This is a genomic window from Nonomuraea sp. NPDC004702 (assembly GCF_053601695.1).
Genome location: NZ_JBSGCE010000003.1, coordinates 256,336 through 281,829, shown reverse-complemented (window position 1 = coordinate 281,829; position 25,494 = coordinate 256,336). Strand labels below are relative to the sequence as shown.

Sequence of the window (25,494 nt, the reverse complement as noted above, 5' to 3'; positions counted from 1 at the left end):
TTGCCGTCGATCGGTCAGTTCTTGCGGTACGCCGACGGCCGCACGCCGGTCTGCCGCAGGAAGGCCGACGACAACGAGCCCGCACCGGCGAACCCGCACCGCCCGGCGATCTGCTCGACGCTGAGCGAGGTGGACGACAGCAGCCGCCGCGCCTCCTCGACGCGCAACCGGGTGAGGTACCGGTGGGGCGTCTGGCCGGTGCCCTCCCGGAACACCCGGACGAAGTGGTACACGCTCAGATGCACCTCGGCCGCGACGGCCGCCAGCGTCAGCGGCTCGGCCAGGCGCTCGGTCATGATGGCGACAGCCGCCCGGACGGCCGCGTGCTCCGGGCCGGGCAGGCGCTCGGCCCCGCCCCGGGTCAGCAGGTGCGTCACGAGGAAGGCGGCGGCGGACTCGGCGTACAGGTCGCCGGCCGCCGCGCGGCCCGGCAGCGCGCGCAGGAGCTGCTCGACGACCGGATCACCGGCCGCCAGGGCCGCGGCGGTCGCCTCCAGGTCGGGCTCGCGACCGCCCAGCGCGTCGGCGGCCCGCCGGACGGCCGCCGCGGGGACGTGCACCTGGACGGTGCGCAGCCCGGCCGCCGCCCGGTAGCTGATCGACCCGGCCCGGCCCGGGACCATCAGCTCCAGGTGGCCCGGGACCCAGCGCCGCCGGGCCGGCCTGCCGCCCGCGTGCATCCGCAGGTCGGCGTTCCCCGCCACGCAGAGCACGAGATGCAGGTCGGACACGGCGGGCAGCGCGAAGTGCTCGGCCTCGGGCGCGTGCCGGAAGCCCTGCACCAGCAGCGACCGCCAGCCGGCGTCGTCCCAGCTGTTGTACGTGTGCCGCACGTACGCCGAGGTGTCGAGGCCGGCGTAGGGCGCCAGGTCGAAGTCGGGCGAGTCGAACACGTCCCGAGCCTAACCGGATCACTGCGGCGGGGCCTCGGCGAGCGAGAGGCTGTTGCCGTCCGGGTCGAGGACGTCCACGTGACGCACGCCGTTGCCGTACGTCTCCACGGGCCCGTGCTCGATGCCGTGCCCGGCCAGCCTGGCCAGGATGTCGTCGAGGCCGGACACGCCGAACGTGATCATGGTGCCGCCGACGCGCGCGGCGCGCATGTGCCGGTCGTCGATGACGACCCACGCGTTCTCGCCGACCTGCCACAGGTGCTCCTCGCCGACGACCTCGTCCGCCGGGCGGCCGAAGAACGCCTCGTACCACTGCTGCGCCGCCGCCCGGTCGCGTACGCACACCACGCTGTACAGATCCACTCGGACCACTCCTTCCCGTCGCCATGGAGACTCCGCCGGTGGGGCGAACTCATCGCCGTGGCGGCGGGCTGACAGCGGGATGTGTGCGGTTTGTGAGCAGGGGGCCCGAGGGTGAGGGCGTTGGTGTCACCCGATGGAGGAGGAACCGGTTCATGTACCCCTGTGATGTCCCGTCCCGGCGGGCCGCCCGGCCGCGGTGGCTGCGCGCGCTCACGGCCGCCGTGCCGGCCGCGGGCCTGGCCGTGGTCGCGGCGCTCCCGGCCGCCGCCACGTCCCGGCCGGCCCTGGACGGGACGCCCGCCCTGCTGCAGCGCCTGGCGCGGGAGGTGGTGGCGGCCGGGGCGCCCGGCGTGCTCGTCCGGGTCGACGACGGCCGGGGCCGGCCCGTCGAGATCGCCGAGCAGGCCGCCTGGACCAGACGCGACCACGTGCTCAAGGCGGACGACGAGTTCCGCATGGGGTCCAACACCAAGACCATGGTCGCCGTGCTGGTGCTGCAACTCGTGGCCGAGGGCAGGCTCGCCCTGACCGACCCGGTGGACAAGTGGCTGCCCGGCCAGGTGCCGGGCGGCGGCGCGATCACGCTGCGCATGCTGCTGAACCACACCAGCGGCCTGTACGACTACACCGACGACCCCGCGATCCGGCCCTCGATGCTCGGCAAGGACAGGCGGCGGTGGACCCCGGCGAAACTGCTGGCCCTGGGGGTGAAGCACGCTCCGCTGTTCGCGCCCGGCGCCAAGTGGTCCTACAGCAACACCGGCTATGCCGCCGTCGGCGCGGTCCTGGAGCGGGTCACCGGGGCGAGCCTGGCCGGCCTGGTCAGGGACCGGATCGCCCGGCCGCTCGGCCTCGCTCATACCTACTACGCGACCGGGCCCGCCTGGCGCGGCCCGTACGCGCGCGGCTACGAGCCGGACGCCGCCCACCAGCCGCCCGCGGTGCCTGCCGCGTTCCGGCGGCTCGCCGGGCCGCGCCACGACGGGCATGTGGACGTCTCCGGCCACGACCCCGGCTGGGGCGGCCCGGCCGGGGCGGTGGTGTCCAGCACCCGGGACTGGGCCCGCTTCCACGCCGCGCTCATGTCCGGCAGGCTGCTGCCCGCCGCCCAGCTCGCCCAGCTGCGCACCACCGTCCCGATGGACCCGCGGCAGCCGGACGGGCCCGGCTACGGGCTGGGCATCCAGACCGCCGCCCATCCGTGCGGCACGTTCTGGGGGCACGACGGCGGCATGCCGGGCTACCTGACCACCGGCCTCACCGACCGGACCGGCCGCCGCACGGCCACCGTGCTCGTCGCGTCGGAGTACTGGGCCGAGTTCGAGGCCGACCCGAAGCTCGCCAAGGCCGTCCAGGCGCTGCAGACGGCGGTGACCTGCACGATGTTCGGCAAGCCGGTGCCGGACGCCGACTGAGCGGCGCGGTGACCGGGCGGCGCGTGACTGGGCGGGCGGCGTTGGCTGAGCCTCGCTAGCTGGGCGGCGTCGTGACGGCTGCTGTCACCAGGCTCTCGGCCTGTGCTCGTGACATCGCCGCGCCGCCCGCGTGTGCGGCGGCGAACGCGGCGGGGCCCAGGGCGGTCTCGGCCCGGCGGGTGAGCCGCCGCAGGTCGGGGTCGCCGGGGCCGATCCAGCCGCCCAGGACGGTGGCGGCCCCGAGCAGCCGGCCGGCCCGTTCCGGCCGGTCCCGGCCGAGCTCGATCGCGGCGGCCACCACCGCGGTCGCGGCCGCGACCGGCGTGTGCCAGGTCAGCGTCAGGCGCACCGCCGGATGGTCGAGCCGACGAGCCGCCTGGTCGGGGAACCCTTCGGCGAGGTCCGCCCGAGCCAGGACGCCCAGCAGCAGCGCGGTCAGCGGCGGCGTGGTCGAGCGGTCGGGAGGGGCGCAGGCCAGACCGGCCAGGGCGTGCTCGCGGGCCGCCGCCGCCCGCCCGGCGGCCAGCTCCAGCCGGGCCAGCCCCAGGCGAACCTGGGTGCTCGACTCGGCCGACCCGCTGCGCCCGGCCCGGTCGAGCAGGCCGGTCAGGTCCCGCCGGCCGCCGTCCACGTCGCCGGACTCGGCCCGGTGCAGCGCGGCGGCCACCTCGTTCTCCATGGTGTGCTCGGGCATGCCGAGCTCCCGGAAGCACCTGGTGGCGCGCTCGGCCAGGGCGGGCGCGGCGGCCCCTGCGCCGGACCGGACCAGCGCCGAGCCGAGGGCGCTCAGCGTCATGCCCTGGCCCCACCGCTCGCCGAGCTGCTCGAACCCGGCCAGTGCGCGGGCCAGGGTGTGCTCGGCCTCGGCGAGGTGGCCGGTGTTCATGGCCAGCACGCCGCTGACCAGCAACGCCAGCGACCGGCTCCACGGATCCGTCCCCTCGGCCGGTACGGCGTGGTCGCCCTTCGCGGCTATGCCGACCGCCAGGCGGGCCATCTCGGCGATGGGATGCGTGCCCGGGACGAGCTGGGCCAGGGCCGTCCTGATCCGGTCGAAGGCGGCGTCGGTCTCCTCCGGCCCGGCGGCCTCGACGGTGGCGATCGCGTGGGCGGCGGCGACCAGCGCGCGGGATCGCGGGTCGGCCGGGCCGTCGGCCTGGAGCACGCGGCCGAGCAGGTCGAGCGACTCCGGCGGGAAGTCCCGCAGGAACCAGTACCAGCTCAGCGCGACGCCGAACCGCACGGCCCGTCCGGCGTCCCCGGACTCGACCGTCCAGCGGATCGCGGCCGACAGGTCGTCCCGTTCCGCCGACAGGCGGGCCAGCGGGCGGAGCTGGTCCGACGTGCGCAGGAGAGGGTCGGCGGCCTCGGCCAGCCGCAGGAAGAACCGGGCGTGCCGGTCGCGCGTGGCGGTGACCTCGGCGCGGTCGGCCAGGCGCTGCAGGCCGTACTCACGGATGGTCTCCAGCAGGCGGTAGCGCGGCTCGGCCGGGTCGGCGGAGTCCACCAGGTGCAGCAGGGACTTGTCGACCAGCGCCGCCAGCAACTCCGGCACGTCGCCCGCCCCGCCGATGGCCGCCCCGGCCTCCGAGCCGCCGATGGCCGCCCCGGCCTCCGAGCCGCCGATGGCGGCCGCGTCGTCAGAGCCGCCGATTGCGGCCGCGGCCTTCGAGCCACCGAACGCCGCCGCGGCCTCCGAGCCGCCGATGGCGGCTGCGTTGTCAGAGCTGCCGATTGCGGCCGCGGCCTTCGAGCCGCCGAACGCCGCCGCGGCATCCGAGCCGCCGATTGCGGCTGCGGCGGCCTCGGTGAAGCTGCCGCGCACGACGGACAGCCGTTCCAGCAGGGACCGTTCGCCGGGGTCGAGCAGATCCCAGCTCCAGGCGACGGCGGCGGCCAGGGTGCGGTGGCGCGGCAGCGCCGTCCGGCTGCCGGCGCTGAGCAGCCGGAACCGGTCGTCCAGCCGGGCCGCGACCGCCTCGACCGGCAGGGCGCGCAGCCGGGCGGCGGCCAGCTCGATCGCCAGCGGCAGGCCGTCGAGGCGACGGCAGATCTCGACGGTCGCCGCCAGCGCGCCGCCCTCCAGGACGAAGCCGGGCCGTACTGCGGCGGCGCGGTCGCGGAAAAGCCGGACCGCCGCGACGGACCGTGCCGCCTCCGGCGTCGCGTCCGGTTCTGGCAGGTCCAGCGGCGGCACCGGGTGCAGGGTCTCGCCGTCGATGCGCAGGGGTTCGCGGCTGGTGGCCAGCACCCGGAGCCGGGGGCAGCGGCCGAGCAGCGTCCCGCACAGCGTGGCGGCGGCCTCGATCACGTGCTCGCAGTTGTCCAGCACGAGGACCAGATCGTCGTCCGCGAGGAGCTCGACCAGGTCGTCCGGCTCGGCCCGCGCGGGCGCGCCCTCCTTACGCGTCCGGAGCAGGTCGAGCAGCACGCGGGGGACGTCGTCGGGCCCCACCGCGGCCAGCGGCACGAACCACACCCCGCCGGACGGCGTGAGCCGCCGGCCGACCGCGCCGGCCAGCCGGGTCTTGCCCGCCCCGCCGGGGCCGACCAGGGTGACCAGCCGTTCCCGGCCGAGCAGGCCGGTCACCCGCCGCACGTCCTCGTCGCGGCCCACGAAGCTGGTGAGCGGGACGTCGAGATTGCCATGCGACCGGCCCGACGGCAACGGCCCGGACGGCCCAAGCGGTCCGGAAGGCTCGGACGGCTCGAATAGCCCAGGCGGCTCGAATAGCCCAGGCGGCCCGGATGGCCCAGGCGGCCCGGATGGCCCAGGCGCTCCGGATGGCTCGGATGGCCCAGGCTGCCCCGACGACCCCGCCCCGGACGGCGGCCCGGGCGCCCCGGACTGTGGCCCGGGCGCCCCGGACTGTGGCCCGGACGGCCCAGGCGCCCTGGAGGGGCCAGGTGGCCTGGACGGCCCGGAGGGCCCCGAAGGCCGGCGGGGGCCGGGAAGGTCGCCGCGCAGGACCGCCAGGTGGGCTTGTTGGAGGTGCGGTCCTGGGTCGCCGCCGAAGTCGTCGGCGAGCCGGGCGCGGATGCGCTGGTAGGCGGCCAGCGCCTCGGCCCCGCGCCCGTCGCGGGCGAGCGCCCGGATGAGCTGGGCGTGCAGGCGCTCACGCAGCGGGTGGGCGGCGACCAGCGATTCCAGCTCAGCGACCAGGCCCAGGCCACCGCCAAGCCTCAGGTCAGCGCCAAACGTCCGGTCACTGCTCAGCCTCGGGTCACCGCCCGGCCTCGGGTCAGCGCCCAACGTCAGGTCACCGTCAAGCCTCAGGCCGCCGCCCAACGTCAGGTCGCCGCTCAGCCTCGGGTCAGCGCCCAGTGTCGGGTCAGCGCCCAGTGTCAGGTCGGCGCCCAACGTCAGGTCGGCCTCGATGCGGTCCTCCAGGGCGGCCAGCCGGGCGCGTTCGAGCCGGTCGGCCTCGGCGGCGGCGAACGGCGCCGCCCGTACGTCGGCCAGGGCCGGTCCGCGCCACAGGCCCAGGGCCTCCCGCAGGACGGCGGCCGCCTCGGCGGGCCGGTCCCGAGCGGCCGCCCGCCCCTGCCTGACCAGCCGCTCGAACCGCACGGCGTCGACGGCGTCCGGCTCGACGGCCAGCCGGTACCCGGCGGGGCCGGAGGTGAGCAGCCCGGGATGCCCGAGGACGCGCCGGAGCCGGGACACCAGCGACTGCAACGCGTGCGTGGGGGCCTCGGGCGGCGCGTCGTCCCACAACGCCTCGGCCAGGGTCTCGGGCCGGACGGCCCGCCCGGCGTCCAGAGCCAGCCTGGCCAGCAGCGCCCGCAGCCGCGCGCCGCCGACCCGCGCCGGGCCGCCGGCGGTCACCAGCGACAAGGGGCCGAGGACGTCCACGCGCAGCTGCCCGCCGTCGCCGTCCGTCCTGGTCGAGTCCGCCATGGCCAGGAGTCTGGCACGCGGCGGCGGGTCGTGCCGTCCTTGACCAACCGGACCGCAGTCCGATACGTTGCCGAACATATTCGGACCACAGTCCACTTGGAGATTGAGATGCTCAAGCAAATGATCACGGCCGGTTCGCTGGCGCTCATGGTGCTCGGCGCCCCGAGCGCGTACGCCGACTCGGGCCCCGGCAAGGTCGTCCACCACTCGCACAAGGAGGCCGGGTCACCCTGCGAGGGGCTGAAGGGCTGCACGTTCGTGCAGCTGAAGGGCGACCCGAAGACCGGCCCCTCGGAGGCCGTGTTCACCCTCAAAGCCGGCACGCCCTTCCCGCCGCACTGGCACACCAGCCCCGAGCACGTCGTCGGCGTCTCCGGCGTGATGTTGTGGAACGTCAAGGGCCACAAGACGTACCGGATCGGCGCGGGCGACTACCTGTACTACCCGTCGAAGGCCGAGCACTGGGGCAAATGCGCCGCGGGCGCCGACTGCGTCTACTACGTGTACGACTCCAAGCCCTACGACTTCCACCCAGCCGGCCGCTGAGCGGGCGTCGCCCCGCGGGCGCGGAAGGTGCGCCGGTAGGCGTCCGGAGGCACGCCGACCGTGCGGTTGAAGTGCCGGCGCAGCGTGGCCGCGGTGCCCATGCCGGTGGCCTCGGCGATGGCGTCCACGCCGTCGTCGGTGGTCTCCAGGAGTTCCTGGGCACGACGGATGCGCTGGGTGAGCAGCCACTGCAACGGGGTGGTGCCGGTCATCGACCTGAAGTGGCGGCCGAGGTGGCGCGAGCTCAGGTTCGCCCGGCGGGCCAGGTCCTCCACCGTCAGGGGCTGGTCCAGGTGTCGGCCCGCCCAGGCGAGCAGGTCGCTGAGGGGATGCCCGTGCGGCTCGGGGACGGGGGTGGCGACGAACTGGGCCTGGCCGCCGGGCCGGTGCGGCGCCACGACCAGGCGGCGCGCGATCGCGTTGGCGACCGCCGAGCCGTGGTCGCGGCGGACCAGGTGCAGGCACAGGTCCAGGGCGGCGGCCTTGCCCGCGGCGGTGAGCACGCTGCCCTCGTCCACGTAGAGCACGTCGGGATCGACCTGGATGCGGGGATGGCGGGCGGCCAGCGTCTCGGTGTGGGCCCAGTGGGTGGTGGCCCGCCGTCCGTCCAGCAGGCCGGCCGCGGCCAGGACGAACGCGCCCGTGCACAGCGAGGCGACCCGCGCGCCCGCCTCGTGCGCCGCGCGCACGGCCGCGACGAGGTCGGCCGGCGGCTCCTCGTCCACCTCCGCCCAGCCGGGGACGATCACCGTGTCGGCCCCGACGAGCCGGTCCAGCCCGGCGTCGGGTTCGAGCAGGAACCGCCCGTCGGCCCGTACGGGGCCGGCTCCGCAGATGACCGGCTCGTACCAGCGTTCGACGGGGACGGGCGGGGGCGAGCTGAACAGCTCGTAGGCCAGGGCCAGCTCGAAGTGCAGGATCCCGTCGGCGACGGCTACCGCGACTGTGGTCACGTCCGGAATTGTACGCATTATGTCGTTCCGGACGCTCGTGCGGCGACGCGGTGGACCGCCAGGATGTCCGCATGGCTGATGCGCACATGACACAGATGAGGACGACCGGCTCCGCGGTGGCGGTCTACGGCGCGTACGGGCACACGGGCCGTTTCGTGGTGGCGGAGTTGCTGCGGCGCGGGCTGGTGCCCGTCCTGGCGGGCCGCGACGGCGACGCGCTCAAGGCGCTGGCCGAGGCGTACCCCGGGCCGGCGGTCAGGCAGGCGTCGGTGGATGATCCGGCCGCGCTGGACCGCGCCCTGGACGGCGTGACCGCGGTGATCAACTGTGCCGGGCCCTTCGCCGCCACGGCCGCCCCCGTGATCGAGGCGGCCCTGCGCGCCGGCGTCCCGTACGTGGACGTCGCGGCCGAGATCGAGGCCAACGTGGACACCTTCGAGCTGTTCGCGGAGCGAGCCCGGGAGGCGGGGGCGGTGATCGTCCCCGCGATGGCCTTCTTCGGCGGGCTCGGCGACCTGCTGGTCACGGCGGCGATGGACGACTGGACCGGCGCCGACGAGGCGCACGTGGCCTACGGGCTGGACAGCTGGCACCCCACGACCGGCACCCGGGCCGCGGGCAAGGTCTCCAGGGAGCGGCGCGACGACCGGCGCGTCCGCCACGCCGGCGGCCGGCTGGAGTACCGCGACGACCGGGCACCGGCCGGGAAGTGGGCCTTCCCCGAGCCGACCGGGACGCGCGACGTCATCGCGGAGTTCTCGATGGCCGACATCGTGACCGTCCCGAGCCACCTGGACATCCCGGAGGTGCGCAACTACATGACGGTCGAGGCGGCCACGGACGTGGTGAACCCCGACACCCCGGCGCCGGTCGCGGCCGACGAGCACGGGCGGTCGGCGCAGCCGTTCGTCGTGGACGTGGTCGTGCGTTCGGGCGCCGGGGAACGCCGGGCGGTGGCCCGCGGCCGGGACATCTACGCCGTCAGCGCGCCGCTCGCGGTGGAGGCCGTCGAGCGCATCCTCACCGGCCGGACCAGGGCCGCCGGGGTGGCGTCGGCGGGGCGCATCTTCGACGCGCCGGACTTCCTGCGGGCGCTGTCGCCGCACATCGAGGTCGAGCTCGACACCGCGGCGCAGCGCTGACCCTCGCGCGCCTGGACCGCGTGCGGGTCGCGGCGATCCTCCTGCCAGACCCTGGCGGACACCGCGCCCCTGCGGCGGGGGCGGCGGGCGCCGATCCACGCCGCCGCGGGCGGGTTCAGCCCGGCAGCACCGACAGTTCGCAGGCGTAGGAGTCGGCCGGCGCGTTCAGCGCCCACACGACCATCGCGGCCAGCGATTCCGGCCGGATGCACGCCTGCGGGTCGTACGGGCGACCGAAGGCGGCCCTGACCTCGCCCAGCAGGTCGGTCGCCGTGGCCGCGGGGTAGACCGTGGTGACCCGGACCCCGTGGACGGCCTCCTCCTCGCGCAGCGAGTCGGCCAGTTCGCGCAGCGCCGCCTTGCTGGCCACGAACGCCGACCAGCGCGGGACGCCGGTCAGCCCGGGAGAGGCGTTCACGAAGATCACATGGCCCTTGGACCGCCGCAACGCGGGCAGCGCGAGCCGGACGAGCTCGGCGGCGGAGGCCACGTTCACCGCCATCGTCCGCCGCCACGTGTCGGGGCCGGCCTCGGCGACGGCCTCCACGGGGGAGATGCCGGCGCAGTGCACCACCGCGCGTAGCTCCGTGAGCTCCGCCGCCAGCGACTCCATGGCGGGCGCCAGCGACGCGGGGTCGGCCAGGTCGGCCTCGATCCCGCGGACGTCCAGCCGCCCGACGTCACGTCCGACGGCGATCACCCGGTGCCCGGCCGCGCCGAGCGCGGCGGCCAGCGGCCTTCCGATTCCTCCGGTGGCGCCGGTCAGCAGCACGTTCCCCATGGCGGCCGATCATTCCGGCAGGACGAGCAGGACGCAAACGGCCTTTCCGCCCGTCCGCTGACATCCATCGGGAACGGTTCGATTTCACCTCTGGTGCGCCAGGCGTATTCAGCGTACGTTACTCAGCACTCAGTATTCAGAGTGTGACATGTTACAGATCCAGAGGTCACCGTGAAGATCCACACAATCGCCGCCGGGCTGCTGGCCACCGGACTTCTCGCCGCCGGATGCGCGACCGGCGGAACGGGCACGGCCAAGGGGCCCGCTCCCTCGATCGCCGCGTCCACCCCCGCGGAGTTGTCCGGTGAGGTCAAGGTGTGGTCGTTCGACGTGGGTGCGACCGCCCTGAAGCGTCTGGCGCCCGAGTTCACCAAGCTGCACCCCAAGGTGAAGATCGACGTGACGGACGTCGGCTACGACAACATCTACGAGAAGGTCACGGTCGGCATGCAGTCGGGCACCGGCCTGCCCGACGTCGTGCACCTTGAGGACGAGCGGGTCCCCGGCTACGCCAAGAACTTCCCCAACGGGCTGGCCGACCTCGGGCCGGTCGCCGGCAAGCTGAAGGCCGACTTCGACCCGGCCAAGTGGCAGACGGCCTCCGGCGAGGGCGGCAAGCTGTTCGCGCTGCCGTGGGACTCCGCGCCCGTCGGCCTGTTCTACCGGCGCGACTACTTCGAGCAGGCCGGCATCAAGGCCGAGGACATCCAGACCTGGGACGACCTGATCAAGGCCGGCGAGACGCTGAAGGCCAAGACCGGCAAGAAGCTCATGGTCTCCGACCTGGGCAACAGCGAGCCGCTGTTCACCACCCTGTTGCAGCAGCAGAAGCAGGGCAGGTTCGTGGACGGCAAGGTCGCGGTCAACACCCCGGCCGCCGTCAAGGCGCTGACCCTGATCAAGACGATGAACGACAAGGGCCTGCTGCAGAACGAGCAGGGCTGGGACGGCCGGGTCACCGCGACCAAGGAGGGCAAGGCGGCCGTCGCGCCCACCGCCGTCTGGTGGACGGGCACGCTGGTGTCGGAGATGCCGGAGCTCAAGGGCAAGTTCGGCGTGATCCCGCTGCCCGCTTTCGAGCCGGGCGGGGTGCGCACCTCGGCTAACGGCGGGTCCATGCTGGCGGTCACCGGCCAGACGAAGAACCAGCAGGCGGCGTGGGCGTTCGTCGAGTTCGTCACGGCCAACAAGGACAGCCAGCTGTCGATGATGAAGCAGGAGTCGCTCTTCCCTGCCTACCTGCCCGCGCTGGCCGACCCGTACTTCTCCGAGCCGGTCGAGTACTTCGACGGGCAGCCGGTCAACAAGATCTTCGCCGACCAGGTGCGCGCCATCCCGGCCGTGGAGTCCACCGACGACGACGCCGAGGCCAGTGAGCTGCTGAAGAAGCTGCTGCAGCGTGCGGTGGTGGGCGGCAAGGACCCCAAGGCCGTGCTGGACGAGGCGGCCGAGCAGATCGCGTCCGCCACGAAGCGGGAGATCGGATGATCGTTCGGCGCCGCCTGGTCCCCTGGATCTTCGCGGGGCCCGCCGCCGCGCTGCTGGCGCTCTTCTTCGCCTACCCCCTCGGGGCCAGCCTCTGGCAGAGCCTCCAGCGGACCGAGGACGGCGTGACCGAATGGGCCGGCCTGGAGAACTACCAGCGCCTCCTGCACGACGACAGGTTCCTGCAGTCCCTGGTCAACGTCGGGCTGATCCTGGTCGTGCAGGTCCCGATCATGATCGGGCTGGCGCTGGCGCTGGCGTACGTGCTCAACCAGTCGTGGCTGCGCTTCCGCGCCACGCTGCGGATCGCGTACTTCCTGCCCGCGGTGACGACGCTGGTCGCCTACGCGGTGGTCTTCCGGGTGCTGCTGCGTACCGACGGCGGCATGGTCAACCAGCTGCTCGGCGTCGAGATCGCCTGGCTGGACGACCCGGCCTGGGCGCGGGTGGCGCTGATCGCGTCCATCACCTGGCGGTGGACGGGCTACAACATGATCATCCTGCTGGCCGGCCTGCAGGCGATCGGCAAGGAGCAGTACGAGGCCGCCTCGATCGACGGGGCCGGGCCGCTGCGGTCGTTCGTCAGCGTGATCGTGCCGCAGCTCAAGCCGGTGATCCTGTTCTGCTCGATCACCTCCACGATCGGCACGCTCCAGCTGTTCGACGAGAACAAGCTGCTCACCGACGGCGGCCCCGACGACGCGACCACCTCGCCGATCCTGCTGCTCTACCAGGTCGGCTTCAAGCAGTTCGACTTCGGTTACGCCGCGGCGATGGCCTGGGTGGTGGTGCTGCTCATCGGGGTGCTCTCCTACGCCCAGTTCAAGTGGTTCGGGAAGGAGAAGTCATGAAACGCCTGCTGCTCTGGCTGCTCATGGCGGCCGGCGCGGTGGTCAGCATCGCGCCGTTCTACTGGATGTTCGTCGCCTCCACGCACGACACGTCGGAGCTGTTCCGCAGCCCGCCCCCGTTCCTGCCTGGCGACGACCTGCTGGACAACCTGCGGTCGCTGGAGGAGACGATCGGCTTCTCCCGCGTGGTGCTCAACAGCCTCGGCACGGCCCTCGTCTACACCGCGCTGTCCGTGCTGGTCAGCGCCATGGGCGGGTACGGCCTGGCCAAGTACCGCTTCCGCGGGCGCGGCCTGCTGCTCGCGGTGATCCTGGCGACGATGATGATCCCCTTCCAGGTGCTGCTGGTGCCGCTGTTCCAGATGATGGCCAGCATCGGCTGGGTCGACTCCTACGAGTCGATCGTCATCCCGTTCCTGGCCAACTCGTTCGGCATCTTCCTCATGCGCCAGGCCTTCCTCGACTTCCCCGACCAGCTCATCGAGAGCGGACGCCTGGACGGCGCCGGAGACCTGCGGATCTTCTACCGGATCGTGCTGCCCGTGGTCCGGCCGCAGCTTGGCGCGCTGGTCATCTTCACGTTCATGAGCCAGTGGAACTCCTTCATCTGGCCCCTGCTCATGCTCACCAGCGAGGAGAAGTACGTGCTCCCGGTCGCGCTCAGCCATCTCACCGGGCTGACCCGCGTCGACTACTCGGGCCTGATGCTGGGCGCGCTGCTGGCCACGCTGCCGCTGATGCTCATCTTCTTCGTCTTCCAGAAGCAGTTCGTCTCCGGGCTGCTCGGCGGAGCGGTGAAGGGGTGAGGCCGCGGCCCCGCCGCTGACGTCGGCCTGCCGGAGTGCCCGCGCTCCGGCAGGCCCCGCCGCCGTGAACGACCCGTTATGACGTAACTCACTCTCCTCGACGTCACATCTCGGCCGCCGATCCCGTCTTGAAGGCGAAGGCGAAACGAGGAGGGTCCGATGCGCTCATCGGTGCGGAAACGTCAGTCGTCGGGGCTCGGTCATTGGTCGTTCATGTTCGCCGAGGTGGCGATCTGGTCCTTCGCCGTCCTGGTGGTGACCGGGCTGTTCCTCATGGTGTTCTTCGACCCGGACATGTCCCCGGTGCTCTACCAAGGCGTGTACACGCCGCTGAGCGGCGTCCCGGTCAGCAGGGCGTTCGACTCGACCATGCGGCTGAGCCTGGAGGTGCGCGGCGGGCTCTTCGTCCGGCAGGTGCACCACTGGTCGGCGCTGGTGTTCGTGGCGGCGGTCGCGATGCAGTTGCTGCGCATGTTCGTGACCGGCGCGTTCCGGCGGCCGCGCGTGCCGCAGTGGCTGATCTGGGTGACGCTGCTGCCGCTCGGGATGGCCGCGGGGGAGACCGGCAACATCCTGCCCGACGACATGCTCTCCGGCGGCAGCCTGTGGCTGATCCAGTCGGTGCTGCTGTCGATCCCTGTCGTGGGGTCGTACGGCGCGCAGCTGCTCTTCGGCGCCGGGTTCCCCGGCGACAGCATCATCCCCACCATGTACTGGACGCACGTGCTGGTGATCCCGGCGGCCATGGTCGCGCTGCTGGCCGCCCGTGAATGGCTGGTGCGGCGGCACGGGCACTCGCGGTTCGCCGCGCCGGTCCCGGCTCGGGCGGGCGTGCGGCCGTTGATGGCGGGCACGACGATCGGCGTCCTGGTCATCCTCGGCCTGGCCTTCCAGATCGCCCCCATCTGGTTGTACGGCCCGGCCGGGCCCGGCCAGATCTCGGCCGGCTCGGTGCCCGACTGGTACATGGGCTTCCTCGACGGCGCTCTGCGGATCATGCCGGGCTGGGAGCTGACGATCGGGGGGTACACGCTCAGCCTCGCGGTCCTGGTGCCCACGCTGGTGGTCCCCGGGGTGTTCTTCACCGTCCTGGCCAGCTACCCGCTGGGCGAGCGCCTCGTCCTGCGGCGTCCCGGCCGGCGCGACGCGCTCGGCCGGCCCAAGAGCAGGAGCCGCCTGGCCGCCGAGGCGAGCGGACCGGCCGTGCTGGACCGGCCGCGCGAGGCGCCCCTGCGAACCGCCGTCGCCGCCGCCGGGGTCGCCTTCTACGGGCTGCTGTGGGCCGCCGCGGCCAACGACCAGCTCGCCCACCAGTTCCACCTCTCGGTGGAGGCCGTGACGATCTTCTTCAGGTACGCCGTCCTGCTCGGCCCGGTCGTCGCCTTCTGGCTGACCCACCGGCTCTGCCTCGGCCTGCGACTCCAGGACCGGCACGACGCGGAGCACGGGCCGGAGAGCGGCGTGATCGTCCGGAGCGCGCAGGGCGGCTTCCACGAACGCCCGATGCCCGTGGAGCCCGAACGGCAGCACGCGGTCACCGGGCCGCGCGACTGACCGCGCGGGCCGGGCCGCTTGACCTTGACACTGTGACAAGGTCTTCACTGGTCGCCGAGGAGGTGGTCCCGATGACCAGGCAGGAACAGGACCCGGACCCGAGCGGCGCCGTCGGAGGGCTGGCGGCCGGCGACCCGTCCGTACGGCTGCGGGCGGCCCTGGCGGTGGGCACGACGCCGGACCCGCGCCTCGTGGACGCGCTCGTCGAGCGCTGCGCGGTCGAGCCGGAGTTCCACGTGCGCGACATGCTCACCTGGGCGCTCACCCGCCACCCGGCGGAGCTGACGGTCCCGAGGCTGCTCGGCGAGCTGCGTTCGGAACGCGCGCAGGCCCGCAGCCAGGCGCTGCACACGCTGTCCAAGATCGGCGACCGGCGGGCGTGGCCGGCGATCACCCGCGAGCTGCTGACCGACGCCGACGAGGAGGTGGCGCGGAGCGCCTGGCGGACCGCGGTGCTGCTGGCACCCGAAGAGGAGAAGCCCGGACTGGCCGAAGTATTGTCGACACAGCTCGGGCGCGGCCGACGGGAGACCCAGCTGAGCCTCAGCCGGGCGCTGGTCGCGCTCGGCGAGGTGGTCGAGCCGGTGCTGCGGGCCGCGATGGCCGACCCGGATCCCGGCGTGCGCACGCACGCCGGGGCCACGGAACGGCTGCTGCGCGACCCGGAGGCCGGATTCGAGTTCGCGATCGAGGAGGCGAAGCGCGTCGTGGCCCTCGGCGCCGGCGGCCAGGAGGGATGATGGGCTGTGCTGATCGGCGACGTCGCGCGACGGTCCGGGGTGAGCGCCCGCATGCTGCGCCACTACGACGCGCTCGGGCTGGTGCGCCCGACGGGCCGCAGCCACGCCGGCTATCGCGAGTACTCCGGCGAGGACATCCGGCGGATCTTCCACATCGAGAGCCTGCGGTCGCTGGGCCTGTCGCTGCGTGACGTCGGCCGGGCGCTCGACGATCCCGGCTTCACGCCGTCCGGGCTCGTCGAGGACCTCATCCGGCGCACCCGGGAGCGCATCGCGGCCGAGACGGAGCTGCTCACGCGACTGCGCCGGATCGACGCCGCCGACCCCGCCGGCTGGGACGACGTGCTCCAGGTCGTCTCCCTCCTGCAGGGCCTCGGGTCGAAGAACGCCGGCCGGCGCCAGAGCGCGGCGCTGTCCGCGGTCGCCGAGGTCCCGGTGGAGGCGCTGGTCGAGGCGGCGCTGGGCGAGAGCGACCCGAACGTCGCCGGAGCCCTGCGATGGGCTCTGGCGCAGTCGGGCGAGGACGCCGCCGCGCTGCTGGCGCAGGGTCTGCACGCACCGGCGGCCGAGGTGCGCAAGCGCGCGGTCCAGTCGATCGCCGAGCTCCCGGACGCCACGGCGACCGCCCTGCTCCAGGACGCCCTGACCAGCCCCGACGTCGTCGTCCGCCGCTACGCGGCCCTGGCGCTCGGGGCACGCGGCGTGGACGACGCCATCCCCACGCTCATCGACATGGTCGTCGAGGGGACGAACGACGTCGACGCGGCCGACTCCCTGAGCACGCTGGCGGGCCGCCCCGGCGCGGCGGACCCGATCGCCGCCGGGCTCGTGGACCGCCTCGCCCGGCGTGGCGCCGAGCCGTCCGCGCGCCGGCGGCTGACGCAGGCGCTCGCCGACATCCCGGGAGCCGCCGCGTCACGCGCCCTCGCCGACCTGACGCAGGACGACGACCGCGCCGTCGCGCTCACCGCGACCTACATCCTGGGGCTGCGCGACACGCGATGAGCGCTCGGCCCCGTTCGGGGATCGGGTCAGCCGGCCGGGGTCCGGCGCTGCGCCGCCGCGGCGGCCTGGCCGACCCCCTGCCTGATGCGGCTCTCCACCCGCGCGACCGCGCCCGTGCCGGCCGCCATGCTGGCCCCGGTGACCTGGGCCTGGCCGGTGACGAAGATGCCGTTGTTCAGGATGGTCGTCTGGCGGTCGCGCAGGTCGCTCACGTCGACGTTGTGCTCCTCCAGGAAGTCGGCGACGGCGTCCATGATGCGCTGCTCGGCGGCCTTGACGTACATCTCCTTGTCGAGCTGCTGGAAGTAGCGGTGGTAGAGGTGGTCGGTGGCGTGCTCGCGGGGGTTGTAGGCCGCGCCGTAGTTGAAGGTGTGGCCGCGGATGGCCTTGATGCTCGCCTTCTGCTGCCGCCTGCGCCTTCTCGGCTCCGAGAGCGCGGCGAGGGTGTTGGGCAGGGCCAGCACCAGCCCCGCGGCGGTGCGCCGCAGCGCCGACAGCGCGATGCGGGCCATCCGCTCCGAGGGCGCGCAGTTGACCAGCCGGTCGACGTCGCGGTAGGCCTCCCGCAGCGGCGGCAGCAGCGAGTAGCCGGCCTCGGTGAACATCATGCCCTTCTCGGCGAGCAGCACGAACCGCAGGAAGATCGAGATGACCACCTCGCCCTCCCAGCCGGTCACGCTCACCGTGAGATAGGGGCGGGCCCGCGTGCGCGGGTTGTCGCGCAGCTGGTGGATGAACCGCTCGCTCACCGTCGGCACCGGCGGCAGGAGGGCGTCGGGCAGCACGGCGGCCTGGAGCTCGGGGTCGGTCTCGTAACGCAGGTCGAGGCCGTTGACGAAGAGCTTGTCGCCGACGGTGAGACCGGGCAGGCCGAGGGCGGCGATCTCGGCGGCCACCCGGTCGTAGAGCTCGCCGACCGCGAAGGGCACGACCGTCTCGCCGGGCCGGGCCTTGGCGACGTTCATGGTGAACGACCAGTTGTTGATCCTGCTGCCGTAGCCGACGAAAGGCGAGTAGTCGGCGAACACCGTGACGTTCCCGGCGCCGCGGTCGGCGATGTCCACCAGATGGTCGCGCAGCGCGGGCGAGCTGGGCAGCGGCGCCTCGGCCGGGTCGAAGGAGTCGCGGGTCAGCCTGGTCAGGATGACCGACTCGTGGGCGTCGTAGAGCTCGGCGAAGACGACGAGCCAGGCCAGGAAGATCGGGAGCAGGACGAGCGGGCTGGACAGCAGGGCCAGGGTGGCCACGGCGAGCACGGCCAGCACGGCGTCGCGCACATGCTGGCGTCTTCGGGCCATCAGGCCGTACTTGAGCATCGTGGCCAGGTCGACGCCGGGGGACTGGGCGACGGCTCGGAAGCGGTCATGAAGAATCGAGCGAATGGTGGAATTACGCACTTTCGCGTCGAGCATCATGGCGATGCAGAGATATCGGGTGACTTCCGTCGCGGCCGGGCGATCGCCCTGGAAATGGCGGCCACAATTAACGCATACCAGGGAATCGGGCGAATTGGGGCTGTCGCAGTGACCGCAGTTCATCAGCTGAGTCCTCTGGTTGGGGCTTCGTGGAGCCTGACGTCACCCCGACTTTAACGAGCGCGCGTCCGGCGTCGCCACGCAAAAAGAATTCGCCCTGAGGACATTATTCGCCAAACATAATAAACAACAATGCCGGACCTCAGATCTCCTTGAGGAAGACGATCGCGTCCGCCTGATGGACGGTGGCGGGGTCGAGGGCCAGGTACGTGTGGTCCACCGGGACGCGGGGCGCCGGCGTGCGGTCGAGCGCCCCGGCCAGGCGGCGCGGATCGACGACGGCGCGGGCGTCGCACACGTCCGACAACAGGCCTTCGAGGGTGTCGGAGGCCGGGACGTCGGCGCCGCGGGAGCCGAACGTCGAGGCGGCGAAGGCGTACCGGTCGCCGAGGCACGCGGCGATCACCGCCCCCGCGCTCCACCACCGCAGCTCCTCGCCCGCGAACCGCAACCGGCTCTCGTCGCGCTGCAGGTGGCGGTTGTGGGCGAAGACGAGGGTGGGGCCCCGGCGCTCCTCGCGCCGGACGATCGCGTCGAGGTTGCCGGCCATCATCGCGTCGCGCAGGCTCATGAGCGCGCCGAGCCGGCGGGGCGAGGGGTCGGCCATGCCGGTGTGGTAGCGCAGCAGCCCGGTGGCGGCGCGGGCGTGCAGGCCGGCGCGCCACCGCTCGTCGCCGGACGTGACGGCCGCCAGGTGCGGGGCGTGCGCGGTCAGCAGCACGCCCAGATCGTCGGCGATCAGGCGGAGTTCCTTGACCTCCGGCGTGCCGCCGATCGACCGGGAGGGGTCCGTGAGGGCGGCCGGGTCGGTCCAGCGCTCGTCGGGACCGAGCAGCTCGTCGAGCCTTTCGCGGGTCAGGGGCAGGTCGAGGTGAGGGGCCAGGTAGTCGTACAGGGCGGTCAGGGCCGGGCGCGGGGCGGCCGGGCCGGTGATCTCCACCGGGGCGTCGAAGCCGTCGAAGCGCAGCCGGTCGCGCGGCGCGGACCGCTCGTTGCGGGCCCGCATCCAGCGCAGGAGCTCGCGGTTGGCGGGCGAGGCGCCGAACCCGTGGCTGAAGCCGCGGCTCATCGCCTCGTCGAGGGTGACGTCGCCGCCGGTGACGTACGCGTCGGCGGTCAGGCCGGCCAGGCAGTCGCTCTCGATGGCGATCGACCGGTAGCCCTCGTGCTCCACGAGGTGGCGGAAGAGCTCGTTGCGCAGCTCCAGGAAGGCTTCGACGCCATGCGTGGGCTCGCCCAGGCCCAGCACGCGGACGCCGGGGGGCAGCAGCGCGGCGAGGGCGCCGCCGGTGAACGCCTGGACGGCGTCCCGGATCGAGGCCGTCATGCCTTCAACCGTATCGTTGAACTTCTCGTGTAAACTTCTGGCCGATCTCCCCAGCGGGCAGGAGGGCATAGCTTCAACATGCGGCCCATCGATCTGGCGCGCGCGCACGGCCTGTCCACGCAGGCGGTGCGCAACTACGAGGAGGCGGGGATCCTGCCGCCGTCCGAGCGTTCCGCGCACGGCTACCGCGTCTACACCCCGCGCCACGCGGCGGCGCTGCGGACGTTCCTGGCGCTGGTCCCCGCCCACGGGCACGCGACCGCGACCGCGATCATGCGGGCCGTGCACGGCGGCGGCCTGGCGGCGGCGCTGCGCCTGATCGACGAGGGCCACGCCCAGCTCGCCGAGGACCGCGGCACGCTGGAGGCCGTCGAACGCGCGCTGCGCGACCTGGCGCCGCCGCGCGAGCCGGAGCCGGGCGTGACGTTCATCGGCCCGCTGGCCCGCCGGCTGCGCATCAAGCCGGCGACGTTGCGCAAGTGGGAGCGGGCCGGGCTGACCGTGCCTCGGCGCGACCCGCGTACCGGCTACCGGGTCTACACCGCCGCCGACGTCCGCGACGTGCTGCTGGCCCACCAGCTGCGGCGCGGCGGCTACGGGCTGGAGCAGATCCGGCAGGTGCTGGAGCAGGTGCGCGCGGCGGGCGGCATGGAACCCCTGCAGGCGACGCTGCGCGACTGGCACGACCGGCTCACGGCCAGGGGCCTGGCCATGCTCGCCGCCGCCGGCGCGCTGGACGCCTACCTGCGCGAGGGGAACTTTGCGACCGGAGAGGGCATCTAACACGCCGTGGAAGCGTCGAACGCCGGAGAACCGCAGCGTATAGGGCAATACTGGCTGGCCGGACGGCTCGGGTCCGGGGGCCAGGGGGTGGTGTACGACGCCTACGACCCCGAAGGCCGCCGGGTCGCGCTCAAAGTGCTGCACATGGCCGACAGCCCGGTGAGCCGTGAGCGGTTCGCCAAGGAGGCGGCCGCGGCCGGGCGGGTGGCGTCGTTCTGCACGGCGCGGGTGCTCGACTGCGACCTGTCGGGCAGCAGGCCGTACATCGTCAGCGAGTACGTGCCGGGCCCCAGCCTGCGCCGGGCGGTCGAGCAGGGGCGCCGGTTCGCCGGGGACGACCTGCACCGGCTGGCCACGGCGATCGCCACCGCCCTGACCGCCGTGCACGACGCGGGCGTGATCCACCGGGACCTGAAGCCGGACAACGTGCTGCTCGGCACCGACGGCCCGCGGGTGATCGACTTCGGGGTCGCGCGTACCCTGGACATGTCGCTGACCAGGACCGGCGAGGTGGCCGGCACGCCCACGTACATGGCGCCCGAGGTGTTCACCGGGCAGCGGGCGGGCGCGCCCGCCGACATGTTCGCCTGGGGCGCGATCATCGTGTTCGCCGCCACGGGCGAGGACCCGTTCCGCGCCGACAACCTCGGCGGGGTCATGCACCGGGTGTTGTCGAGCCAGCCCGACCTGAGCGGGCTGCCGCCCCGGCTGGCCTCGCTGGTGTCGGCCGCGCTGGAGAAGGACCCGGCGGCCCGTCCCACCGCCCGCGACCTGCTGCTCGCCCTGGTCAGCGGCAACAGCGCCGACACCCGCGGGCTGCTGACGGCGGGCAGCCGCGCCGCCAGGGGCGTGCACGTGCCCGAGCAGGGCGACCCGGCGCTCGGCACGATCGCCGAAGACGCCTACGGCGCGCTCGCGCCCGAGGAGCGCGAGCTGGCCGCCGAGGTGTTCCTGCGCCTGGTGACGGTCACCGAGGACGGGCACGAGGCCGTGCGCTGGGCGTTGAAGGAGGACCTGCTCGCCGGACGCTCCGAGGGGGAGACGCGCGCGATCGAGCACATCCTCCAGGTGTTCTCCTACCTGGTGACGCAGAAGAACGAGGCGGTGGCGCTGTCGCGTCCCGCGCTGCTGCGCGCCTGGCCGCGGCTGCGCGTCTGGGTGGACGGCGACCGCGACGGGCTCGCCGTGCTCGGCCAGCTCAGCGACGCCGCCCGCCAGTGGGCCGGCAACGGCCGCAAGGACGGCGACCTGCTCCAGGGCAGCCGCCTCGACCAGGCGCTGACCTGGGCCGCCACCGGCCGCAGGCACATCACGCTGACCCCGCTCGAACGTGACTTCCTGGCCGCGGGCACCGGCCTGGCCAGGCGGCGCGTGCGCCGCCGGCGGCTGACCACGGCCGCGCTGGCCGGGCTGCTGGTGGTTGCGCTGGCCGCGGGCGGCCTGGCCGTGCTGCGCGGCAGGCAGGTGACCGAGCAGAGCAGCCTGGCTGGCCGGCAGCGCGACCAGGCGGTCGGGCGGCAGGCCGCCGCCGAGGCCGACCGGCTGCGGACGAGCGACCCGGTCACGGCGATGCTGCTCAGCGTGGCGGGCTGGCGGCTGGCTCCCACTCCCGGCACCCGGCGGAGCCTGACGACCTCGCTGACGATGCCGGAGAGCGCCGTCTTCCGCGACCCCGGCGCCAAGGGCGTCTCGGCGTCGGCGTCGGCGGCCGGCGGGCGCGTCCGGGCCATCGCCGGCGAGGACGGCGTGCGGGTCTACGACGTGCCCTCCGGGCGGCAGACCGCGTTCTGGCGATGGCCGCGCGGCCTGGACGCGCTGCCGTCGGCGGCGGCGCTCAGCCCGAGCGGGCGCACGCTGGTGGTGGTCAGCAGGGACACGGCCTACGCCTGGGACGCCAGGACGGGCGCCAAGCTGCGCGAGCACCGCGTCGGCGAGGGCGGCGTGCAGGTCGCCTTCGACGGCAACGAGAACCTGGCCGCGGTGATGCGCGACAGCACCCTGGACTTCCTGTGGGACACCAGGACCGGTGCCTCCTACACCCCGAAGCTGGAGGCGAGCGGCGCTCCGGCGATCGCGCCCTCCGGCGCCTACATCGCGGGCGTCGGGCCCAACCAGGGCGGCCTCAAGGTGATCCGCCTGCCCGGTCTCACCGTGGACACCCGCCTGCCGAAGGCGTGCGGGCCGGTGGTGGCGTTCACGCCGGACAGCAGGCGGCTGCTGTGCGCGAACGGCGACATCGCGGCCTTCGACCTGGCCACCGCCAGGAAGGTGCCCGACGCCGACCGGCCCTTCTGGCAGGAGTCGGCCCTGGACGACACGCTGGCCGGACGGCTGCGGCTGAGCCCCGACGGCCGCCGGATGCTGGCCGTCGAGGGCCGCACCCTGCATCTGCTCGACGCCGACGACGGCGACGAGGTCGCCCTCTACCAGGCCGAGGGCGAGCCCGAGGACGTCTGGCTGGAGGCCGACGGCCACACGGTCCGCTACGTGCTCGACAACTCGACCGTCACCGCCGACCTGACCTCCCGCCTCCCCTCCACCCGGCTGCCGCAGGGCTACGAGCTGGACGCCTTCAGCCAGGACGGCCGCCTGGCCGCCGCCACCAAGGACTCGGGGCCGGTCCGCGTGTGGGACGGCGGCCGGCTCGGCGTCCCGATGGCCGGCAGCGCGGGCGTCAGCGGGCAGCTGTTCGACCCGGCGGGCGCCCGGCTGTCCGCCGAGGGCGCGGACTCCTCGACCGGCCTCTGGGACGTCGCCACCGGCCGCCGGTTGTGGCGCCACCCCGTGCCGCGCACGCAGTTCGTGCTGTCGAAGACGTTCACCCCCGACGGCCGCCGCCTGGTGCTCTCGCTCAAGGAGCTGAGCCAGCGGGACGCCCGCAACGAGCTGGTCGTCCTCGACGCCGGCACCGGCCGGACGCTCGCCCGCCACCCCCTGGCCACGGCCACCGAGACCATCGTGTCCACCCGCGACGGCACGGGCGTGGTGACCGCCACCGGCAAGGTCTACGACCTGCGCACCGGCAAGGCCGTCGGCCCCGGCTTCAACCGGTCGGGCCTGGCGATCGCGCTCAGCCCCAAGGCGCAGGTGCTCGCCCTCGGCTCGGCCACTGTCGAGCTGTGGGACGTCGCCGGCGGCCGCGAACTGCCGCCCGCGCTGCGCGTGGCCGCCCGGGCGCAGGTCGAGACCGTGCTGTTCAGCCACGACGGCTCGCTGCTCGCGCTGATCGGCAGGTCCATCGGGGAGACGTTCGACGACGTCTACACCGTCCAGGTCTGGGACGTCGGCTCGCGGGAGCGGATCGGCTCCTTCCCCATCGGCATCCTCGACCGGCTGGCCTTCAGCCCCGACGACCAGACCCTGTACGTCTCGGGCAACACCTCCGGCACGATCATCCGGATCCCGGTGGGCGCCGAGTCCGTGGCCCGCCTGGTGTGCGAGCGCGCGGGCCGCACGATGAGCCCGCAGGAGTGGCGGCGGCACCTGAAGGACGTGCCCTACCGGGACGTCTGCCCGGGCGCGCGGCGCGGACGGTCGTGACGCGCGCCGGTCGTCAGATCGCGGGCAGGCTCCGGCCGCCGTTCAGCACGCCGCCGCGCAGGCCGTCCAGGGCCGTGACGCGTGGCGGCACGCGCAGCGTCAGCATGGCGACGTCGTCGTCGTTGTCCTCGGGCCGGACGCGTGCCAGCAGCATGTCGCCGAGCGCGTTCAGCGGCCGGTGGGTGTGGGAGGCGGCGTACCGGCTCAGGCGGGCCAGCCCCTCGTCCAGGGAATGCCTCGGGGACTCGATCAGCCCGTCGGTGTAGAGCACGAGGGTGGACCCCGGCGGCAGCTCCACGACGGCGTCGGCGCGCTCCCCGCGGATGCCGGTGCCCAGCAGCAGGCCCTGGCCCTCCTCCAGGAAGCGGGTACGGCCGTCGCGCTCGACCAGCAGCGGCGGCGGATGGCCCGCGTTGCTCCAGCGCAGCAGCCAGCGGCCGTCGTCGGTGTGCTCCAGCCGGGCCAGGACGACGGTGGCCATGGTGGCCTGCGCCATGCGCACCACCGCGCGGTCGAGCCGGTCGAGGATGGCGCTGGGCAGGTCCTGCTCGGCGCCTGCGTAGGCGCGCAGCATGTTGCAGACCTGGGCCATCCCGGCGGCGGCCTCCAGGTCGTGGCCGACCACGTCGCCGATCACCAGGGCGGTGGCGCCGTCGGGCATGGTGAAGGCGTCGTACCAGTCGCCGCCGACCTGCGAGGCGCGGGGGGCGGGCACGTAGAGGGCGCTCATCTCCAGGCCGGGCACCGACGGCAGGCGCGGCAGCAGGTGGCGCTGCATGGTCTCGGCGACCCGGCGCTGCCGCTCGTACAGGCGGGCGTTGTCCAGGGCGAGCCCCGCGCGCCGGGCGATGTCCTCCACCAGCAGCAGGTCGGCGGTGGTGAACGCGCCGGGCCGCTCGGCGCGGCCGAGCGTCAGCGCCCCGACCACCTCCCGCACGCCGCGGATGGGCGCGATGCCCGCCGAGTGCATGCCGGTCCTGCGGAACAGCTCCTGCTGGAAGACCGCGATGCCGGAGTCGGGCGCGCCCTGGTAGGTCTCCGGCCCGGCCAGCGTCGCGGTGACCCCGCGCAACGCCCGCGACAGCGGCATCGGCGACTCCTCGGGAACCGCGGGCATCGGCCCCTCCAGGTCCTCGTGGTGCACCAGGACGCCGTCCTCGTGGTGGACGACGGCGGCGCGGCTCACGCCGCCGTGCTCGGTGAGCAGGTCCACCACCACCCAGTCCGCCAGCAGCGGCACCACCAGGCGGACGAGCTGGCGCAGCGTCTCGTCCACGTCGAGGCTGGCGGTGAGCGTCGTGGTGGTCTCGGCCAGCAGCGCCAGCCGGTCGAGCTCGGACATCGACGTCTCGTGCGCCGGCTCGGGGATCTGCGCGCCGGGCTCGTCGGCGTCGTGGAAGAGCACCAGCGCCCCGGTCCTGCCGTCGGCCAGCAGGCAGGGCGTGACCAGCCAGGAGGCCGGCAGCAGGGAGCCGTCGCCGCGCGCCAGCCATTCCCGCTCGCCCTGGGAGGTGCCGCCGGTGATGAGCGGGCGTCGCATCGCGCACCGGCTGCGCGGCAGCGTCTCTCCGCGCGGGCCGCGGTGGAGCAGGTCGTGGGCGTCCGCGCCGAGCAGTTCGGCGGCGGGACGGCGGAGCAGCGCCTCGGTGCGCGGGGCGACCTCGACGATCCGGCCCCGGTCGTCCACGACGTACCCGCCCGCGTGGGTCAGGTCGCGCAGCCCGCGGGGACGTCCGTCCTGCGGCCGGTGCGGCCCGGCGTCGTGCTCGGGCACGTTCATGGTGTCGGCTCCTCTCGTCCCCACCTCCTACCCGCCGGCCCGTCCATCACCAGGGACGCCCGCGGTCCTGACAGTATGGCCGAGCTTATGGGGG

The 25,494-nt window shown here is 73.9% G+C and carries 19 protein-coding genes; 11 read left to right on the top strand and 8 right to left on the bottom strand.

The window, feature by feature from the left end; all coding sequences use genetic code 11:
• Positions 1-14: 14 nt before the first annotated feature.
• Positions 15-893 (bottom strand): helix-turn-helix domain-containing protein, encoded by an 879-nt coding sequence (locus ACWEJ6_RS06230; protein ID WP_452421715.1) that lies wholly within the window; start codon positions 891-893, stop codon positions 15-17.
• Between the two features lie 18 nt (positions 894-911).
• The gene (locus tag ACWEJ6_RS06225; RefSeq protein ID WP_387674764.1) at positions 912-1,256 is read right to left on the bottom strand and encodes a VOC family protein; all 345 of its coding nucleotides are present in this window, start codon (positions 1,254-1,256) and stop codon (positions 912-914) included.
• Positions 1,257-1,408: 152 nt separating this feature from the next.
• Between ACWEJ6_RS06225 and ACWEJ6_RS06220 the strand changes: the two genes are divergently transcribed.
• Entirely contained in the window at positions 1,409-2,671 is a 1,263-nt protein-coding gene (locus ACWEJ6_RS06220; RefSeq protein ID WP_452421712.1) for a serine hydrolase domain-containing protein, read from the top strand.
• 55 nt (positions 2,672-2,726) lie between these two features.
• Here ACWEJ6_RS06220 and ACWEJ6_RS06215 read toward each other — a convergent pair whose 3' ends face one another.
• The gene (locus ACWEJ6_RS06215; protein WP_452421710.1) at positions 2,727-6,572 is read right to left on the bottom strand and encodes an AfsR/SARP family transcriptional regulator; all 3,846 of its coding nucleotides are present in this window, start codon (positions 6,570-6,572) and stop codon (positions 2,727-2,729) included.
• A gap of 108 nt (positions 6,573-6,680) precedes the next feature.
• Here ACWEJ6_RS06215 and ACWEJ6_RS06210 point away from each other — a divergent pair, with 108 nt between their 5' ends.
• Complete coding sequence (locus tag ACWEJ6_RS06210; protein ID WP_452421708.1) at positions 6,681-7,118, top strand: cupin domain-containing protein; 438 nt, start codon at positions 6,681-6,683, stop codon at positions 7,116-7,118.
• Here the strand turns inward: ACWEJ6_RS06210 and ACWEJ6_RS06205 are convergent.
• Positions 7,091-8,071 (bottom strand): helix-turn-helix domain-containing protein, encoded by a 981-nt coding sequence (locus tag ACWEJ6_RS06205; protein ID WP_452421706.1) that lies wholly within the window; start codon positions 8,069-8,071, stop codon positions 7,091-7,093. The genes ACWEJ6_RS06210 and ACWEJ6_RS06205 overlap by 28 nt on opposite strands.
• A gap of 71 nt (positions 8,072-8,142) precedes the next feature.
• Here ACWEJ6_RS06205 and ACWEJ6_RS06200 point away from each other — a divergent pair, with 71 nt between their 5' ends.
• Entirely contained in the window at positions 8,143-9,213 is a 1,071-nt protein-coding gene (locus tag ACWEJ6_RS06200) for a saccharopine dehydrogenase family protein (protein WP_452421704.1), read from the top strand.
• Positions 9,214-9,328: 115 nt separating this feature from the next.
• On the opposite strand, the gene ACWEJ6_RS06195 is transcribed toward ACWEJ6_RS06200, so the two are convergent.
• Positions 9,329-9,994 (bottom strand): SDR family NAD(P)-dependent oxidoreductase, encoded by a 666-nt coding sequence (locus ACWEJ6_RS06195; RefSeq protein WP_452421702.1) that lies wholly within the window; start codon positions 9,992-9,994, stop codon positions 9,329-9,331.
• A gap of 171 nt (positions 9,995-10,165) precedes the next feature.
• Between ACWEJ6_RS06195 and ACWEJ6_RS06190 the strand changes: the two genes are divergently transcribed.
• From ACWEJ6_RS06190 to ACWEJ6_RS06165, 6 genes are all read left to right on the top strand, one after another.
• Positions 10,166-11,482, top strand: a complete 1,317-nt coding sequence (locus ACWEJ6_RS06190; RefSeq protein ID WP_358286997.1) for an ABC transporter substrate-binding protein — start codon at positions 10,166-10,168, stop codon at positions 11,480-11,482.
• Complete coding sequence (locus tag ACWEJ6_RS06185; RefSeq protein ID WP_387674786.1) at positions 11,479-12,330, top strand: carbohydrate ABC transporter permease; 852 nt, start codon at positions 11,479-11,481, stop codon at positions 12,328-12,330. The genes ACWEJ6_RS06190 and ACWEJ6_RS06185 overlap by 4 nt, the downstream gene beginning before the upstream one ends.
• Positions 12,327-13,136 carry a carbohydrate ABC transporter permease gene (locus ACWEJ6_RS06180; RefSeq protein ID WP_358286995.1) on the top strand — a complete coding sequence of 270 codons (810 nt, stop codon included), beginning with the start codon at positions 12,327-12,329 and terminating at the stop codon, positions 13,134-13,136. Before ACWEJ6_RS06185 ends, ACWEJ6_RS06180 begins: the two co-directional genes overlap by 4 nt.
• A 159-nt stretch (positions 13,137-13,295) precedes the next feature.
• Positions 13,296-14,690 carry a cytochrome b gene (locus tag ACWEJ6_RS06175; protein WP_452421700.1) on the top strand — a complete coding sequence of 465 codons (1,395 nt, stop codon included), beginning with the start codon at positions 13,296-13,298 and terminating at the stop codon, positions 14,688-14,690.
• A 32-nt stretch (positions 14,691-14,722) separates the two neighbouring features.
• Positions 14,723-15,430 carry a HEAT repeat domain-containing protein gene (locus ACWEJ6_RS06170; RefSeq protein WP_452421698.1) on the top strand — a complete coding sequence of 236 codons (708 nt, stop codon included), beginning with the start codon at positions 14,723-14,725 and terminating at the stop codon, positions 15,428-15,430.
• A 6-nt stretch (positions 15,431-15,436) separates the two neighbouring features.
• Complete coding sequence (locus ACWEJ6_RS06165) at positions 15,437-16,435, top strand: HEAT repeat domain-containing protein (protein ID WP_452421696.1); 999 nt, start codon at positions 15,437-15,439, stop codon at positions 16,433-16,435.
• Positions 16,436-16,461: 26 nt separating this feature from the next.
• Here the strand turns inward: ACWEJ6_RS06165 and ACWEJ6_RS06160 are convergent, their stop codons facing one another.
• Together ACWEJ6_RS06160 and ACWEJ6_RS06155 are read right to left on the bottom strand one after the other, a co-directional pair.
• Positions 16,462-17,832 (bottom strand): hypothetical protein, encoded by a 1,371-nt coding sequence (locus ACWEJ6_RS06160; RefSeq protein WP_397157005.1) that lies wholly within the window; start codon positions 17,830-17,832, stop codon positions 16,462-16,464.
• 280 nt (positions 17,833-18,112) lie between these two features.
• A complete protein-coding gene (locus tag ACWEJ6_RS06155) occupies positions 18,113-19,297 on the bottom strand; it encodes an erythromycin esterase family protein (protein WP_452421694.1) in 1,185 nt (394 codons plus the stop codon).
• Positions 19,298-19,375: 78 nt separating this feature from the next.
• Here ACWEJ6_RS06155 and ACWEJ6_RS06150 point away from each other — a divergent pair, with 78 nt between their 5' ends.
• Both ACWEJ6_RS06150 and ACWEJ6_RS06145 read left to right on the top strand, forming a co-directional pair.
• Positions 19,376-20,080: a MerR family transcriptional regulator gene (locus ACWEJ6_RS06150; protein ID WP_452421692.1), complete on the top strand. Its 705-nt coding sequence runs from the start codon at positions 19,376-19,378 to the stop codon at positions 20,078-20,080.
• Between the two features lie 6 nt (positions 20,081-20,086).
• Positions 20,087-23,620 carry a protein kinase domain-containing protein gene (locus ACWEJ6_RS06145; RefSeq protein ID WP_452421690.1) on the top strand — a complete coding sequence of 1,178 codons (3,534 nt, stop codon included), beginning with the start codon at positions 20,087-20,089 and terminating at the stop codon, positions 23,618-23,620.
• Between the two features lie 13 nt (positions 23,621-23,633).
• Here the strand turns inward: ACWEJ6_RS06145 and ACWEJ6_RS06140 are convergent, their stop codons facing one another.
• Complete coding sequence (locus ACWEJ6_RS06140) at positions 23,634-25,400, bottom strand: SpoIIE family protein phosphatase (protein ID WP_452421688.1); 1,767 nt, start codon at positions 25,398-25,400, stop codon at positions 23,634-23,636.
• Between the last annotated feature and the right edge of the window lie 94 nt (positions 25,401-25,494).

Bases quoted from the DNA above. Each gene is read 5' to 3' on its own strand.
- ACWEJ6_RS06150 (WP_452421692.1), top strand. From the start codon at position 19,376: ATGCGGCCCATCGATCTGGCGCGCGCGCACGGCCTGTCCACGCAGGCG.
- ACWEJ6_RS06155 (WP_452421694.1), bottom strand. From the start codon at position 19,297: ATGACGGCCTCGATCCGGGACGCCGTCCAGGCGTTCACCGGCGGCGCC.
- ACWEJ6_RS06180 (WP_358286995.1), top strand. From the start codon at position 12,327: ATGAAACGCCTGCTGCTCTGGCTGCTCATGGCGGCCGGCGCGGTGGTC.
- ACWEJ6_RS06185 (WP_387674786.1), top strand. From the start codon at position 11,479: ATGATCGTTCGGCGCCGCCTGGTCCCCTGGATCTTCGCGGGGCCCGCC.
- ACWEJ6_RS06140 (WP_452421688.1), bottom strand. From the start codon at position 25,400: ATGAACGTGCCCGAGCACGACGCCGGGCCGCACCGGCCGCAGGACGGA.
- ACWEJ6_RS06210 (WP_452421708.1), top strand. From the start codon at position 6,681: ATGCTCAAGCAAATGATCACGGCCGGTTCGCTGGCGCTCATGGTGCTC.
- ACWEJ6_RS06215 (WP_452421710.1), bottom strand. From the start codon at position 6,572: ATGGCGGACTCGACCAGGACGGACGGCGACGGCGGGCAGCTGCGCGTG.
- ACWEJ6_RS06195 (WP_452421702.1), bottom strand. From the start codon at position 9,994: ATGGGGAACGTGCTGCTGACCGGCGCCACCGGAGGAATCGGAAGGCCG.
- ACWEJ6_RS06175 (WP_452421700.1), top strand. From the start codon at position 13,296: ATGCGCTCATCGGTGCGGAAACGTCAGTCGTCGGGGCTCGGTCATTGG.
- ACWEJ6_RS06220 (WP_452421712.1), top strand. From the start codon at position 1,409: ATGTACCCCTGTGATGTCCCGTCCCGGCGGGCCGCCCGGCCGCGGTGG.
- ACWEJ6_RS06200 (WP_452421704.1), top strand. From the start codon at position 8,143: ATGGCTGATGCGCACATGACACAGATGAGGACGACCGGCTCCGCGGTG.